7 protein-coding genes are annotated in these 14,854 nt (G+C 47.6%); 2 read left to right on the top strand and 5 right to left on the bottom strand.

The genetic code is table 11. The features are described from left to right. Positions 1-50 precede the first annotated feature (50 nt). The gene (locus tag KO531_RS04255) at positions 51-2,315 is read left to right on the top strand and encodes an EAL domain-containing protein (RefSeq protein ID WP_219250471.1); all 2,265 of its coding nucleotides are present in this window, start codon (positions 51-53) and stop codon (positions 2,313-2,315) included. A 206-nt stretch (positions 2,316-2,521) separates the two neighbouring features. Here the strand turns inward: KO531_RS04255 and KO531_RS04250 are convergent, their stop codons facing one another. Continuing rightward, positions 2,522-3,535, bottom strand: coding sequence for a D-alanine--D-alanine ligase (locus tag KO531_RS04250; protein WP_219250470.1), 1,014 nt, complete (start codon positions 3,533-3,535; stop codon positions 2,522-2,524). A 322-nt stretch (positions 3,536-3,857) separates the two neighbouring features. Between KO531_RS04250 and KO531_RS04245 the strand changes: the two genes are divergently transcribed. After that, positions 3,858-4,328, top strand: a complete 471-nt coding sequence (locus KO531_RS04245) for a GNAT family N-acetyltransferase (RefSeq protein WP_219250469.1) — start codon at positions 3,858-3,860, stop codon at positions 4,326-4,328. Between the two features lie 168 nt (positions 4,329-4,496). Here the strand turns inward: KO531_RS04245 and KO531_RS04240 are convergent, their stop codons facing one another. From KO531_RS04240 to recC, 4 genes are all read right to left on the bottom strand, one after another. Continuing rightward, complete coding sequence (locus tag KO531_RS04240) at positions 4,497-4,892, bottom strand: hypothetical protein (RefSeq protein ID WP_251068837.1); 396 nt, start codon at positions 4,890-4,892, stop codon at positions 4,497-4,499. 95 nt (positions 4,893-4,987) lie between these two features. Beyond that, complete coding sequence (recD, locus tag KO531_RS04235; RefSeq protein ID WP_219250468.1) at positions 4,988-7,186, bottom strand: exodeoxyribonuclease V subunit alpha; 2,199 nt, start codon at positions 7,184-7,186, stop codon at positions 4,988-4,990. After that, a complete protein-coding gene (gene recB / locus KO531_RS04230) occupies positions 7,183-10,971 on the bottom strand; it encodes an exodeoxyribonuclease V subunit beta (protein WP_219250467.1) in 3,789 nt (1,262 codons plus the stop codon). The genes recD and recB overlap by 4 nt, the downstream gene beginning before the upstream one ends. Then, on the bottom strand, positions 10,968-14,780 hold the full coding sequence (gene recC, locus KO531_RS04225; RefSeq protein ID WP_219250466.1) for an exodeoxyribonuclease V subunit gamma: 3,813 nt from the start codon (positions 14,778-14,780) through the stop codon (positions 10,968-10,970). Before recC ends, recB begins: the two co-directional genes overlap by 4 nt. Positions 14,781-14,854: the final 74 nt, after the last annotated feature.

The raw sequence follows: 14,854 nt of genomic DNA, 5'->3' as shown, positions 1-14,854 counted from the left end.
TTAACATTGTTAATCAGTATTTATATTGCAACTTTGCTCTTAAGGAAATTATGGCGTACGGCGTTAACCTTCCAGATCTGCTCGATCATGCAGACGTTAAACTCGCCCACAATGTCAGCATAGCTTGTTATAGCAGTATTCTTTCTATGCTGCTCAATGGCGCACCGCTACATGAAATCTTGCACGCCTTAGTCTTAAAAATCGAAGCTCAAAAAGTAGGAACCAGAGGGTCTGTGTTACTGCTCAGTGCTGACGGTAAACGTCTGTTATTAGGTGCCGCCCCCAATTTACCCGACAGTTACAATCAAGCCATTAATGGTGTCGAAATTGGCCCCAATGTGGGTTCTTGTGGCACGGCAGCCTATTATGCGCAGCGTGTCATCGTTGAAGATATCGCTCAACATCCTTACTGGGTTAATTATAAAGAACTGCCATTACGTGCAGGTCTTAAATCTTGTTGGTCAGAACCTATCAAAGATACTCATGGTAAAGTGCTAGGCACATTTGCCATGTATTATGATACGATAAAGTCCCCAACAGAGCAGGATTTAGAACTCATTTCAGAGGCGGCAAGACTGGCGAGTTTAGCCATTGAACGCAGTCGTGCAATGGAGTTTCAGTATTTAGCTGTGAAAATTTTTGACCGGTTACCCCTTGCTCTGGTTATTTCCAATTCTGACGATGCAGTTCTCTATGCTAATCCCGCTTTCAGACATATAGTTATCCCTCAAGATACTGATATCGCTAACTTTCATCCTAAGATTTTTTTAGCATCATCCCAATCTAATGAATTAGTGGGGTTATTTGAGCATTTAGCTCAGGACAGAATGTGGCAGGGTGAGTTGGTGGGTCTTAGGGGAAATGGCGAGGAGTTTTATCTTGATCTTATCGTCACGACCTTCCGAGAGTCCAATGGTCAGCAACCCTGTTTTGCATGGCTATTTTCAGATATTAGTGAACGTAAGAAAGCGGCGCAGCTGATTAAGTATCAGGCCAATAATGACTCTCTTACCGGACTTGCTAACCGCAATGCGTTATTCAAGCAGATCCAAGCGTTAATTACTTCCGACAGTTTGACCCCCGGCTTTAGTTTTATGTTGATGGATTTAGATAACTTTAAGCAAGTCAACGACACCCATGGCCATGACAAAGGTGATGCACTGTTAGTGCAAGTGGTTAAACAGATCAGCGAGTGTGTCGATGACACTATGGTGTTTGCACGCTTAGGAGGGGATGAGTTTGCCTTGCTATTATCTGGGGTTGTTAACCAGAAAGAATTGGCACAAATTGCAGATACAATTAATAAAAATGTGGCAAAACATTATGTGCTAGCCGATGGAAAAGGCGTTTATAGCTCGGTAAGTATAGGGATTGCACGTTTTCCTGAAGATGCCCTCGATCTTGAACAGTTGTTAAATTGTGCCGATCAGGCCATGTATATTTCTAAGGCAAATGGTCGCAATCGATATCATTTTTTTACTGAACAAATGCAGCTAAATGCCGAGCGTGTTGCTAGCCTTCATAATCAGCTTAAGCAGGCATTAGATCAGCATACCTTCGAGCTTTATTACCAACCCATAGTCAATGCGACCACAGGCTTGATTGTCCGTGCTGAAGTGCTGCTGCGCTGGCAGCATGAGGGAACGTTTATTCCACCCGATGAATTTATTCCCATCGCGGAGAACAGTGGTTTAATCGTTGATATTGGTCGAGATGTTCGCCTTGGTGCTATGCAGACTATTTTAGAAATGCAGGAACGAAATTGGCCCATTAATTTATCGGTGAATGTCTCGACTTTTGAGTTTTGGTCCCATGAACTACAAGATGCCTTTGTGGAATCCTTTGCAGCGATTACCGAGCAACTTGAGGTGACAGATTTCCCCTATGACAGATTAACCCTTGAGATCACTGAATCTTTATTGATGAAGCAACATACGTATCTTATTGATGTGCTTAATGGTTTGCGAGTTAAAGGGATTAAAATCTCCTTAGATGATTTCGGGACGGGTTACTCATCTCTATCTTATTTAGCTAATTTTCCTATCGATCAAATTAAAATCGATAAGAGCTTTATCGACAGATTAGATGAAGGCAAACGTCACGAAGCGTTGGTGGAGGCCATAGTGCGTTTAAGCCATGCGTTAGATTTAACTGTGACGGCAGAAGGGGTAGAAACAGAGTCCCAGCTTAAATTTGTAATGGCGAATCATATTCAAGAAATTCAAGGCTATTTATTTTATAAGCCTATGCCCAAAGCTGCATTCTTTGCCCTGTTGGCAAAGCAAGCTGAGCTGCATAAGGGTTTTGACGTTTGACCTTGATGTTTGACCTAGATGTGAGGGCGGCTTAATCAGTGACAGTCTGATTTTAATATTGGGTTTAGATGTAAGGTAATAATTCAAGTTTTAAATATAACACATTGAAACATAATAAATAAAAAGAGCGCCGAGGCGCTCTTTTTATTACTGAAAACAGGTGCTGCACTGAGTCTCTGCGTTCACATTGAGTCAGGTGGCGAGCGCTAAGATTTAGCGGTTATCTGGCTGTTAATCACTAGACTCAAGTATTCAGTAAAATCATGACCGTGATTTTGCAGCATTTTGGGGAACATAGAAATCGGCGTAGAACCTGGGAAGGTATTGATTTCATTTAGTAAAATTTCATTATCCGCGGTTAAGAAAAAGTCGATGCGCGACAGGTGACGCAATTTCATACCTTTAAATGCTTTGATTGCATAGGCGCGGATTTGTTCACTGATCTCAGCTGACACATGCTGTGCCACCACATCGGTGCGTGCTTTACTGTTTTTGGCGTATTTCTCATCGAAGGTGTAGAAGGTGTTGGTATCACAGATGATTTCACCTGGTACTGTCGCCACCACTTCACCGTTGTATTCGTATACTGCGACTTCTAACTCACGGGCTTTAATGGTTTTTTCAACGATAACATAGGGCGCATAGCCGAAAGCATCTTTAAGCACGCCAGCGACTTTATCGCTGTCATCGACTTTATAACAACCAACAGAGGAACCCTGGGAGGCCGCTTTGACGAAGATGGATCCCCATAGTGCTAATGCGGCTTGGGTTTGCTCTATTGCTGTATCATCGAATTGGTTTAGAAAAATATACGGGGTATTCGGAATACCTAAGGCCGAGAACCACATTTTAGCGGTGATCTTATTAAAGCAGTTACTGCTAGCCTCGGATTCACAGCCAAAATAGGGCAGTTGGATCAGGTTAAAATAGGATTGAATGTCACCTGTTTCGCCGGGGTAGCCATGAATGCAGGGAATGACGTAATCGACCGGCCATGGGGCTTTGCTCTCATCGCGGAAGCGAATTTCGCGGCTATTGGTCAGTTCACAATCATCACCCGCAGCGGTGCGGTATTGACCAAATTTATCCAGTTCGACACGCAATACACAAAACTGCTCGGATTTTGCCAGTGAGGTTTCAAAATAATTGGCCGACATGAGTGAAATATCGTGTTCGGCACTTCCGCCGCCGCACAGCAAAAGCAGGTTGATCTTAGACATTGTGAGTGATTCCTCAAAGTGAGCAAAATCGGATGACATCGGCCTGTGGCAATACGAATATCATCCTATAGTACAGCCGCTGTCATCTTAGTTTTCTTGCCCCTATGAGTGCAAGGTTTTGCTGACTGATGGCTATTAAGTGGTGAATTTTAACGCATTACATCGCATTGCAAATATGGGCTTGTGCCTTTGTCGGGTTTATTTTGATTTTTGTGGCGTGAGATGGCAATGTCGTTGGACTATTGCTTCGTCACTGTCATCTAAACTGTGCAACCCAGTACGAGTGACACTTACCTTTAGGCAGATTACAGCATGGTATCTCATGGTGAATAAAAACATTCGGTTAGCCCGCTTACAGGATACAGATAGTGTGCAGGTATTACTTGAGCAACTCGGTTATTCTTTGCCCCGTGCCGCTTTAGCCCAGACGTTAAGCCAATATCAGCATGATTCTTTGCGCCGCAGTGATGAATTACTGGTGTATGAGCAACATAATGTGCAGGGTGACCTGCAAGTTGTCGCTGTGATGGCCTTAATGTTCTTTGATTATTTCCCCGCCTTGAGTCGTATCTGTCGTATAACCGCAATTGTGGTGGATGCCGACATGCGGGGTCAGGGTGTTGGCTCTCAGTTGATTGCCTTTGCGAAAGAAAGGGGAAAGCAAGAGAATTGCCAGTTACTCGAACTCACTACATCGATGCAGCGCATTGCCACACAGCAATACTATGAAAGTATAGGGTTTACCAAAACATCCTTTCGCTACAGCTTAGTTTTGAGTGAACCAAACGGCTAATTCTTGGCTCGAGCGAGCATAATCAGATCCGTTGTCCTTGTGCCTTCGGGTACCGGAAAAACGTTGCGGGTGACATTGATAATTTCAAATTGATTGATTTTAGCAATTGATATTGCTTGGCCCACCACCGATATTCAGTCATCCGAATTTGTACATTAATACAAAAGATCAGAGTAAATAGTTCAGATCAAAACAGATGTTTAGCCCTAAGTTATAGGCATGATTTTTATGTAAATTCACCATTAACTCGACATCCATCAGTTGCGCTAAGGTCACTGGTCTCGCTTCCCAGCGCGGTGCGTGGCCAGCATCATTACAGTGTGCTAGGTATAAACGTCGCGTACTTTGATGTATGCCAAAATACGTCATATTACAACGCTGGCTAATCGTTAAATAGGGCTCAAAGTCGAGTGCATATACCTGCATGTCTTTAAATTCTGACCACTGGATATAGCGGTTTTTTTCATAATAACGCTTAGGTAAAGCGGCATCTGGTGCTATGGCGTCAAACAAGGCAATAACGGCTTGTAGATCCTTAAGTGTAATAATGTCCTTTTTAATCAATGTTTAAATCCTTAGTTTCATGGTTAGAGTAAATCTAAAAGTCATATCTTAAAATGTAGTTCCTAAAGTGTTCCCCATTGACCACAAAGCTTCATTCACCCCCAAAGGCGGTCGGCAAGACCCGATGCGCGTTGGGTTGCTTGGCTACTGGCCCGCTCGAATACGTGCTGGGTGCCTAAGCAGGTAAAGTGGACTTTAGCGCGGGTGATGGCGGTGTAGACCAACTCTTTGGTCAGCAGTTGCCATTGGGCTAGGCTGGGGCTCGGCGGCAATACTAAGGCCACACGGCTAAATTCGCTGCCTTGGCTTTTGTGTACTGTCATGGCATAACAGGTTTCATGGCTGGGCAAACGGGCTGGCAAGACTTTTAACAGGCTGCCATCGGCCTTGATGAAGTGCGCCATTAAACGTTCGGGTTTATCTTCATCCTGCAAAATCAATCCGATATCACCGTTAAACAGGCCTAAGTTATAGTCATTGCTTTGGATGATAATGGGCCGACCCAGATAAAACTCCTGTAGCGGTTTAATCAGCTTGGCATTGGCCAGTGCTTGAGTCACATACTGATTAATGCCTTCAACCCCATAATCGCCCGAGCGCATAGCACATAGAATACGGTACTGGTTAAAGCGTTCAATGATGTCAGCTGTGCTTGGACGCTTGCTTAAATCACTATTACTCGTATCGCTATTCAAGGCGCTGAGATAAGTGCCATATTGCTGGCAGGCCTGCTCCAGAAGTGAATTGAGTCCCATATTATTAGCAGACTCGCTCACTTTGGCTTGGGTTTGGCTTACGACCATACTGTGTTCTAACCAGCTCAATTCTGCAGGTCCCTGTTGCCATACCTGCAAAATACCTTGAAGATCAGCACGATTGACGGCACTGGCGAGAAGTCCAATCCCTGCATCGCCTTTAAATCTGTGGCTGTGCATTAGCATACATAAGCTATCGCCAAGCTTAGGGGCGTCGCTGATATAGGGCGTTAACTCAAAACCTGTTAAAGCACTCAGACGCTCGGCTTGTTCCTTGGAATAGCGCATTTGCCACAGAGCAGGGCTGCTTGAAGCTATGTTGTTCTGAGCAAGGTTATTGGGATCTACTGGTATTTTAAGGCCAGCACAAATATCGGCGAGCACAGCGCCAGCCTCAACCGAGGCGAGTTGGTCTTGATCGCCGAGTAAAATCAAACTGGCGTGCTCAGGCAATGCGCTCAGCAATTTATACATCATGGGCAAATCGACCATAGAGGCTTCGTCGACAATCAATAAGTCGAGCCTAAGCGGATTACCTTGATGGTGGCGAAAGTGCGGCGAATTGGGGATCACCCCAAGCAGCCTGTGTAAGGTTGAAGCTTCCTCTGGAATGCGGCCCAGAGTCGTTAAAAAGTCTTGGCTATTTCTATTGCGAACTTCATCAATAACATTAGCATGGGCGCTGAGTTCCTTCGCCAGACGCGCTTTTGAGGCTTTGATTGATTCGCTTAAGCGAGCCGCCGCTTTTCCCGTTGGCGCGACTAAACGGATTTCCTGCTGTGATTCCATTTGTAGCAATAACAAAAGTTTAGTTACAGTGGTGGTTTTACCCGTACCTGGGCCGCCAGTGATCACTGACAGTTTTTTACCCAGCGCTGTGGCCGTTGCGACCTTTTGCCAATCAATGGGTGCTGTGTCTTCACTGTTAGTGAGTACATTGGTAGTGAGTGCATGGGTCGCGCTCACATTGGCAGGGAACAGTTGATCTAACAGTGACCTCAACTTAGCGATTTGCGGTTGCTCTTGGTGGTTTGCTTCTTCAGATAAGTGCTTAGATACGCTTCCGGACAAGCGGATTAATGAGGCGGCGACTGAGGTTTCAAATTGATGATAACGTTGTAAATAGAGTCTGCCATTATCAAAAATAAGCGGTTTGTTACTGCCCGCTTGGCCGACGGCATCAAAAGTTTGTAAGGTCTCTGTGAGTGCTTCTAGGCTTAAGGTGATTTTACAATGGCTATTTTGTTCGGCCATGGGATTGAGTGGCACTATATGGGCGAGCACTAGACAACTGTGCTGTGAAGATAATTGCTGGCTTAACAGTGCGCACAGCAAAATAAACAAAGGTTGTTGGCTGTCGCTTGGATGTAAGTGGCTCATCTCGAGTGCGAAATGCCGGTCGAGTGGCGTGAGCAGTCGTTCTTGCTCCCACTGTTTCAACAGCTCTGGCAGCGGCGCTGTAAGCTGAATTGCGCCATGGTCTATCCATTTCGCCGCTGTGAGTGAATGTGCATTTAGCCCTTGGGTTGAGCGCATCATGCCGTGACTCCTGTATCTATTGCACCAGTCAATCTGCTGTGAAATAAATTGTCATTAAAAAGTGAATCTAGCGCGAGAATAAGTGCCTTCGGCGGTTTGTCGTAATAAATACCATAGCCGGGATATTGAGCCGACATTCCCCGTAAGAACAAGTAATAACAACCGCCGATATGGCTGTCGTAGTCATAACTTGGCAGGCGTAAACTCAAATACCTGTGTAGCGCCAATGAATAGAGAATGTACTGCAAATCATACCTGTGATCGGTTATTGCGCTTTGCAGTGCGCTCTGATGATAGGCATTGATGTTGTCGCCTAAATGATTCGACTTATAGTCGGCGATATAATATTGACCTTGGTATTCAAAGGTTAAATCGATAAAGCCTTTGAGCATGCCCTTGAGATCATCAAACTTAAGTGTCGACTCATAGCCAAACTGCTGCAGTAGCGCATTGAGCTCAGTATCTTTAAGTTCGCTTAAGGGTAAATAAAACTCCATTTCGACTAAGGTATTCTGCGGCGATAACTTGGCTAAGCACAGATCTGGATGAGCAGGTTTGACGGCGCTTACATGCCCCGTGACCTGCGACTCTAAGGCGTGCGGTATAGCGCACAGCGGTGCATGCAGTACATCCAAATACCAAGTATGTAATACTGTTTGCCACTCGGGCGCGATACCGTATTGCAGCATGGCTTTAGGCAATTGCAGCGGTAAGTCGATTTCTGCCTGCGTAAAATCAATCTCTTCTAACACTAAATGCATAAAGCTACCGGCATTGGCGCCGCGCTCAAAGTTAAAGCGATTGAGCATGCCATCCTGCAGCTCATGGCTTGGCTCATCAGGAATAGAGAGTGTTTGCGCAGCCGTATATTCAAGCGTACCTAATATTTCATCGTCGGCACCCGGAGCGGCTTTACCATGGCTGGTATTTTTAACGAGACCTGAATAACTGCCGACTCGCCACGGCGTGCTGTATTGGCGGGTTAAGGTTTTCGCGCTCAGTATTTGTGCTAAGTCTTGGCTTGAGGGCAATGGCCGCTCGTCTATGTCATTGGGCACCTTATCAAGACTTATGGCTTCCACATCTTGGGCGAGCTGCTGCGCAGCATTGCAGATACGGGCAAAGTCACATTCTGAGTCGCCTATGCCCAATAGATAGCCGATAGCGGTTTCATGCAGCTGACTTTTAAGGCCATTTTTAAGCTGACGACTGTGATTGGCGATATACAAGTAACACAAATACACTGGGCGAGTGAGCGCCACATACAAAAGGCGCAAGTCTTCGGCCAAGGTTTCTTGTTTGGCGCGATCCCAACCCTCATCCGTGCCTTCGATATCCCATACTAGCTCTTGCTCACCTGCATCGTTAGTTCTGTGGTACAGCATAGGCGTCGGGCGGCGGCGATTATCACGGGCTAGGCTGACAAAGGGCACAAAACACACGGGATACTCAAGGCCCTTACTCTTATGGATAGTCACAATTTGCACCAGATTCTGCTCGCTCTCAAGGCGCAGCTGCTGTTCATCGGTGCCTGTGTTATCAATCAGTTGCTGTTCATACCAATTGAGTAGGGCACTCATACCATCAAGTTCGGTGGCCTTTTGCTGTAATAGTTCGGCAAGGTGGCGAAAATCCGTTAAACGGCGCTCGCCATTCGTGGCATCTTGCTCTTGAGCATCTACCTCTGCACTGGCGGTGTGCAGTAAACGGTCAATTAGTTTAGTGCTATTGGCAAGGCTGAGTAGCGCGGGCATGATGCCGCGTTTCTGCCACACTTGGTGCAAGTTAAAAAATTGCTCTAATAACAGCTGTCTGTGCTCTTCATCTTGGTTAAAGGCATGGATTTGCTCGGCGCTATAACCTAATAATGCCGTGGCTAGGGCGCTGCGCAGTGCCCGTTCATCTTTAGGGTTCGCCAGAGATCGCAAAATTAACGCCATTTCCCGCGCTTCAAGGGTATCGAACACACTGTCGCGACTTAAAAACACCGCGCCTATGTGGCGTTTACTTAATGCGGTTTTCATCACTGCCGCTTCGTTGCGATCCCGCACTAGGATAGCGATGTCTTTAGCGATCAAAGGCCCTTTAGGGCTGTGGCATTCGCCATTGGCCGCATCTGTCAGTAAACGGGTAATTTGTGCCGCCGCATCTTCGGCGAGCAAGTGTCTTGCCGTGGTTTTGTTGAGGCCGTTTTCTACGCTTTCGCTTAAGAGTCTTAATCTTAAGGCGGCAGGATTGGCGGTTTTTTCAGTGAGGATTTTCCCTTTAGCACTGCTGGGCGTTTTCACGCTATCAAAGGGGATCGATTGACTGATAAACGGATCGTGATGCTGGCTAAACAGATGGTTAACCCCAGCGACCATGTTTGTGCTTGAGCGGTAGTTGGTATCCAGATGATAGTGCGCCTGCGTATGATGACGGGCCTCAATGTAGGTATGGATATCGGCGCCACGGAAGGCATAAATGGCTTGCTTAGGATCGCCAATCATCAACAGGCTGAGCTTATTTTTTGTATCGTTTTTGCCTTGCTGCTCAAACGAGTAGCGGTTTTGGTAGATGCCAGAGAAGATCGCAAATTGCAGCGGATCGGTATCTTGGAATTCATCAATAAGCGCGACGGGGAAACGTGTTGCCACGGCTTTGGGCAAGGTTTCATTATTGGCGTTTAACGCGCTCGCTAATGTCGTGAGTAAGTCATCTGGGGTCAGCACATTTTGTTGTTGTTTTTGCTGGGCAAATCGCTCGCTTATGCCGAGTTTCGCGCTATATAAAAATGCTGGTTTAATGGCGGCAATCAATGTGGCGAGTTGCTCCATATGATCCATCAGCGGTGCTTCACTCACACTTGGGAGCACGCCGCCCTTGTTGAGTTTTAACTCAGACAGCGATAAGGCTTCTAACTCTTTCAGTGGCGGCAACCCATGACCGAAGGCGAGCCAGTTATCTAATGCATCGAACATGGCGGCGAGCTTGGGGTACTTATCCGTTGCTTTGCCAAAGCGGGTGCCGTTGAGTGGCAAACTGTGTAGCAATGCCAATAAGCCATCGCGTCCCCTTGGCCAAGCTAATTTAAAGCGCTCTAAACTTTGGCGTAGTGACAGGGCTAAGGCATCAAACTTAAGCGCGGGTTTCAGAGGCTTTGCTTGACTGGCGCCAAGGAGCGGTCGCAACTGTTTGACTAAACCATCGGGCTCGCCAAATTCCTTGGCAATGATTTGCGCTAAGTAATCGGGCAGCGGATAACAGGCCTCACGCCAAAAATCCCGCACGGCATGGTGCAAAAATTCGCTGTCGTCCAAGGTAAAGTCCGATTCGAACAGCAAGGAAGACTCAAAGGCGAGATCCGATAAAATTCGCTGACAGAAACCGTGAATGGTAAAAATTGCTGCTTCGTCGAGGGATTTAAGGGCGAGATCGAACCGCCTCAGGGCAATAGCGCGATCACTCTCTGGGGTGTTGTCATACAGCGCTTGCACAAAGGGGTCGGCAATCGTTAGCCCTAAGAAGCACTTAAAGGCAACTTGAATACGGCGACGAATACGATCCCTTAACTCTTCGGTGGCCGCATTGGTGAAGGTAACCACGAGAATTTGTTCGCAGGTGAGCGGCGCAGGAATGCCATCACCAAGCAATAAGCGTAAATAAAGACCTGAAATTGTGTAGGTTTTACCTGTGCCAGCGCTGGCCTCAATAAGACGACTACCGCCAAAGGGCAGAGTGAGAGGATCAAGCGCTTGTGGTGCAGACTGTAAGGCTTGCGTGTTCAACGGCATCTGTTCACTCATGCTTGCTCTCCCTGTGCGCTATTGCGGTTCAAATGTGCTGCAGTCGCTCGTGTGTCAGTCGCTTGTACATCGGGTGTTTGGCCTTGGGTCATGCCATCGTTCAGCGCAAATTCCTCAAGCTGAGCCAAGGTATCTTTGAGATATAAACTCACCATAGGGCGATAGATACGTTCGGCTAATGCGCCAAAGCTATCCTCAGAGAAATCCCGCGGGAAACTGAATAATCTCTGGTAATGGGGTTCGTTTCCTTCTCCAAAAGCTGCTTCACCCAATTGACTCTGCTCATCTAACCATTCGGATAACGCTTGCTGCAAACGCTCATCGTGCTCACCCTCGCTGCTGACGTAGGCAAGTGACGTGCGCGGCATAAAACACAGTGGGTGTTGCTGGCCTTGATAAAACAACACTAACAAATCGGCCAGTAACGCATGGGCGCGCTCTGCTGTGATTGGCGCTAAGGCGTGGAAGTGCCCCATGTCGAGTAGATAGCTTGCATGTGTGTGGCCCATTGCCATTAAACACAGGTGGCGAAGGTACAACCTCAGCACATCGCGACCGTGTGCGCTACCAGGGCGATAATTGACTAACCCCTTAGGGCTGATGTCATCGATACGACCTTGCAGTAACACTTGCTGGGATTTACCCGCCGTAATGGGCAAGTCAAACACGAGTTTAATATCGGCGTGACTGCTGGCTTGTTCTCCCTTGAGGAACAAGGTTCTGCCAATCAAAGGTTTAATATCATGCTGATATTGGCGCAGTAGCAAATCATCGAAGGGCTGCATGGGCAAAGTGCCACTGGCTTTGAGGCGTTTAATCAGTTCAATATCGGGCTCAGTTAGGCCTTGGTCTATGGCATCATCGAGTAACTGGGCCTGTAACATATAACGCTCTAGGGCATTCAAGCTAAAGGGCTCGTCATTATCATCGGCCTGAATATTAAGGCTGAGATCGACTTTTAACGTACGGTTGAAGAAGTACTGCGCTGGATTTCGAAAGAAACGGATCAGGGCTGACACATCCACTTGCTTACTTTGCTGTTGTTCGTGCTCAGAATCTGGCACTGAGTCTTGTTCATCCGCGTCTAGCATGATGCGAGTTTGCACGCCGATAAAGCGGCCCGCATGTGTGCCCGCAGCGTCCGCATTGGGTGGACACCATTGCAGGCTGTAACTTTGGCCTATGCCCGAGCTATTTTGGGTTCTGCCTGAGCCATCTATGTTTGAGCCATTTTTGTCATCACTTTTTTCTGTGGCTTGATACAACTTAGGATCGAAGGGTTGCAGCGGCTGGTGGCTGACAATTGCGTTATAGAGGGCTTTTTCGGCATCCTCTGGGTCTATGGGGCTTGAAGCGTTTTGCGATTGAGCCAATAGCGTTTCAGGCAGATAGCACAGCTGACAATATTCAATCAGTTCAGAGACGAGCATAGAGGCGATACGCTCAGAGTTATCCCGTTCGCTGCGTCCGATGTAGCTGATATACAGTTGCTCCCGCGCCGACAATAAGGCTTCTAAAAACAAATATCTGTCATCGAGGCGGCGGGAGCGATCGCCTTTACGGGCACCAAAGTGTGCCATTAAATCAAAGCCAACGGGATGTTGAACCCTAGGATAAACCCCATCGTTCATGCCGAGTAAACACACGACCTTAAAGGGGATCGAGCGCATCGGCATTAAGGTGCAAAAGTTAACACTCCCCGCAAGATAACGCTGTCCGACCCGAGATTCGGTTAAGCGCTGATTAAACCATTGCTGCAGCACCTCAATACTGAGGCTAAGTCCGCTTATGCGCTCTTGGGCTAGCGGCGCTAACGGGCTTATATCTAAAGAAAAAGCTAACGGTGAGGTATCTAAGGGCCTGCCCGCTGACAGTAACTCTTGCTCTAGGGCGGCAATGGCATCGCGGATTTCCTGTAATTGTTCGCGCTCGTCTTCATCTGTGTCGTAGAAGGCATCCAGCAACTCAGTTAATTCCGCTAAACGCAGTGCGCCCACTTGTGGTAAGGAGAGTATTTGCGCCGTTTCATCGAGCACTTCAATAAAATTGAGTAGCTTACCTAACGCCTGCGCCGATTGGCCTTCGATGCCAGTGACGACAAGATGGTCTTGATAGAGCGGCGCATCGTCACTCAAGGCGTAACCTAAAATCAGCCTTTTAATACCAAAGGCCCAGGAGTTTTGCTCAAACGCTGGCACACCTTGTTTAAGGCGGCTTTGTTCATTGCGGCCCCAGCGCACGCCAGCTTCATCTAACCAGCGGCGGGTCAGTTGCAATTCATCGTCATCGAGCTGGAAACGGCGCAAAATGGCGGGCACTTCGAGTATGCTCAAAATGTCGGTCAGACCAAAACGACTTTGATTAATTCCAAGTAAATTTAAAAAGCTATTGATGAGCGGTGATTCCTGCGCTGCGCCGCGGTCGGCAATGGCGTAGGGAATGTAATGCAGGCCTTGCTTCGCCGAGAAGACGGCATCGATGTAGGGCGCGTAGGCGGCGACATCGGGCATCATCACCACTATGTCTTTAGGCGTCAGGTCGATATCATTGCTGAGTAACTCAAGCAAGTGATCGTGCAGGGTTTCGATTTCCCGCAGTGGGCTGTGACAACTCTTGACTCGAATGGATTCATCGTCGCGCTTAAGCAGGCGTCTGTTCTCGACATTTTGGTACAGCTCGGCATCTGGCCCTAGCACTCTGTCTAAGGTTTGCATCTCTAAAATATCGTATTGCACGCCGTGGAGCATGCTGGCGTGACTGTGTGGCGAGTTGGGATCGTCACAGGGTTCACAATACACATCATCGCCAAAGTCGCAGTGTTCGGCGGGGAGCTCAAGCAGCATATCGAGTAATTCACGGCCCATCTTGCCGTTATTGGCAAGCAGCGGATTGCCCACTTCGAGTTTATCTTCCCACAGTTCGGCTAATTGGCGTTTACCCGCATATTGCACCGCTATGCGGGCACGATTACGGGGATCCACAATATCCCCCCAATAGTGCTGACACGGGCTTAAGCCAAGCACGATCACATCGATACGGCCTGCCAGATGGTAAAGCACTTCAAGGGTTTGCGGCGCCATCGAGGAAATGCCAAACACAAATAGGCGTTGTGGCAATTTGGCGAGTGACGTGTCGGGATGATTCAGCGCGGCAATTAAGTCACTGTGCAGGTTGGCCCTGTGGTAATGGCTTTGATTAAGCTCATCACGGTTAAAAGCAATGAGCGCGCGCCATAAAATGGGTTGCCAGCGTTGGTCTTCATTCAGCGGCTTGGTGAGTGAGTCGGGCTGCTCGTTTTGCTCCCACGCTAAAATCCAATCGGGGCGATACACTAAGTATTGGTCGAAGATATCGGCAATCCGGCCACAGAGTTGGTACAGCTTAATGTCGTCAGCCGTCATATCACGGGTGTTTTGCTGTTCACTCGTGTCGGCGGCATTTGTGCTGGATTGCTGATGACTTAGATAGTGTCTCAACGGCCCAAAGGCGTCATTTTGTAACATGCGCGGTAAGAGTTGCATCAGTTTCCACGTCATCGTCGCCTTAGTGAAGGCGTTATCCTTGGGCACATTGGGCAATAAGTCATGGCACAACTGCCAGGTAAAGCTCGATGGCAGCGGGAATTCCAATGCGGCAGCAATTCCATTCTGTTTGGCGATTTCGAGGCGTAGCCAAGTCGACATGCCGGGACTCTGCACCAGAATATGCTCGTTACTCAGTAGACGTGCGAAAGCAAGGGGTTGGGTCAGGTAAGCGGCTAAATGGGCGCAGAGCACTTCCATCTGATTGGACTGGATTAACTTTAGCATGTGCAACTCGGCATGGTGACAATAAAACAATTCTATGTGTTTGATTTATAAGATTCAACACTATTGCAGCTTCT

It is taken from the genome of Shewanella sp. NKUCC06_TVS, from assembly GCF_019345515.1.
Classification (GTDB): Bacteria; Pseudomonadota; Gammaproteobacteria; order Enterobacterales; family Shewanellaceae; genus Shewanella; species Shewanella oncorhynchi.
This window is presented reverse-complemented; position numbering and strand designations above follow the sequence as displayed.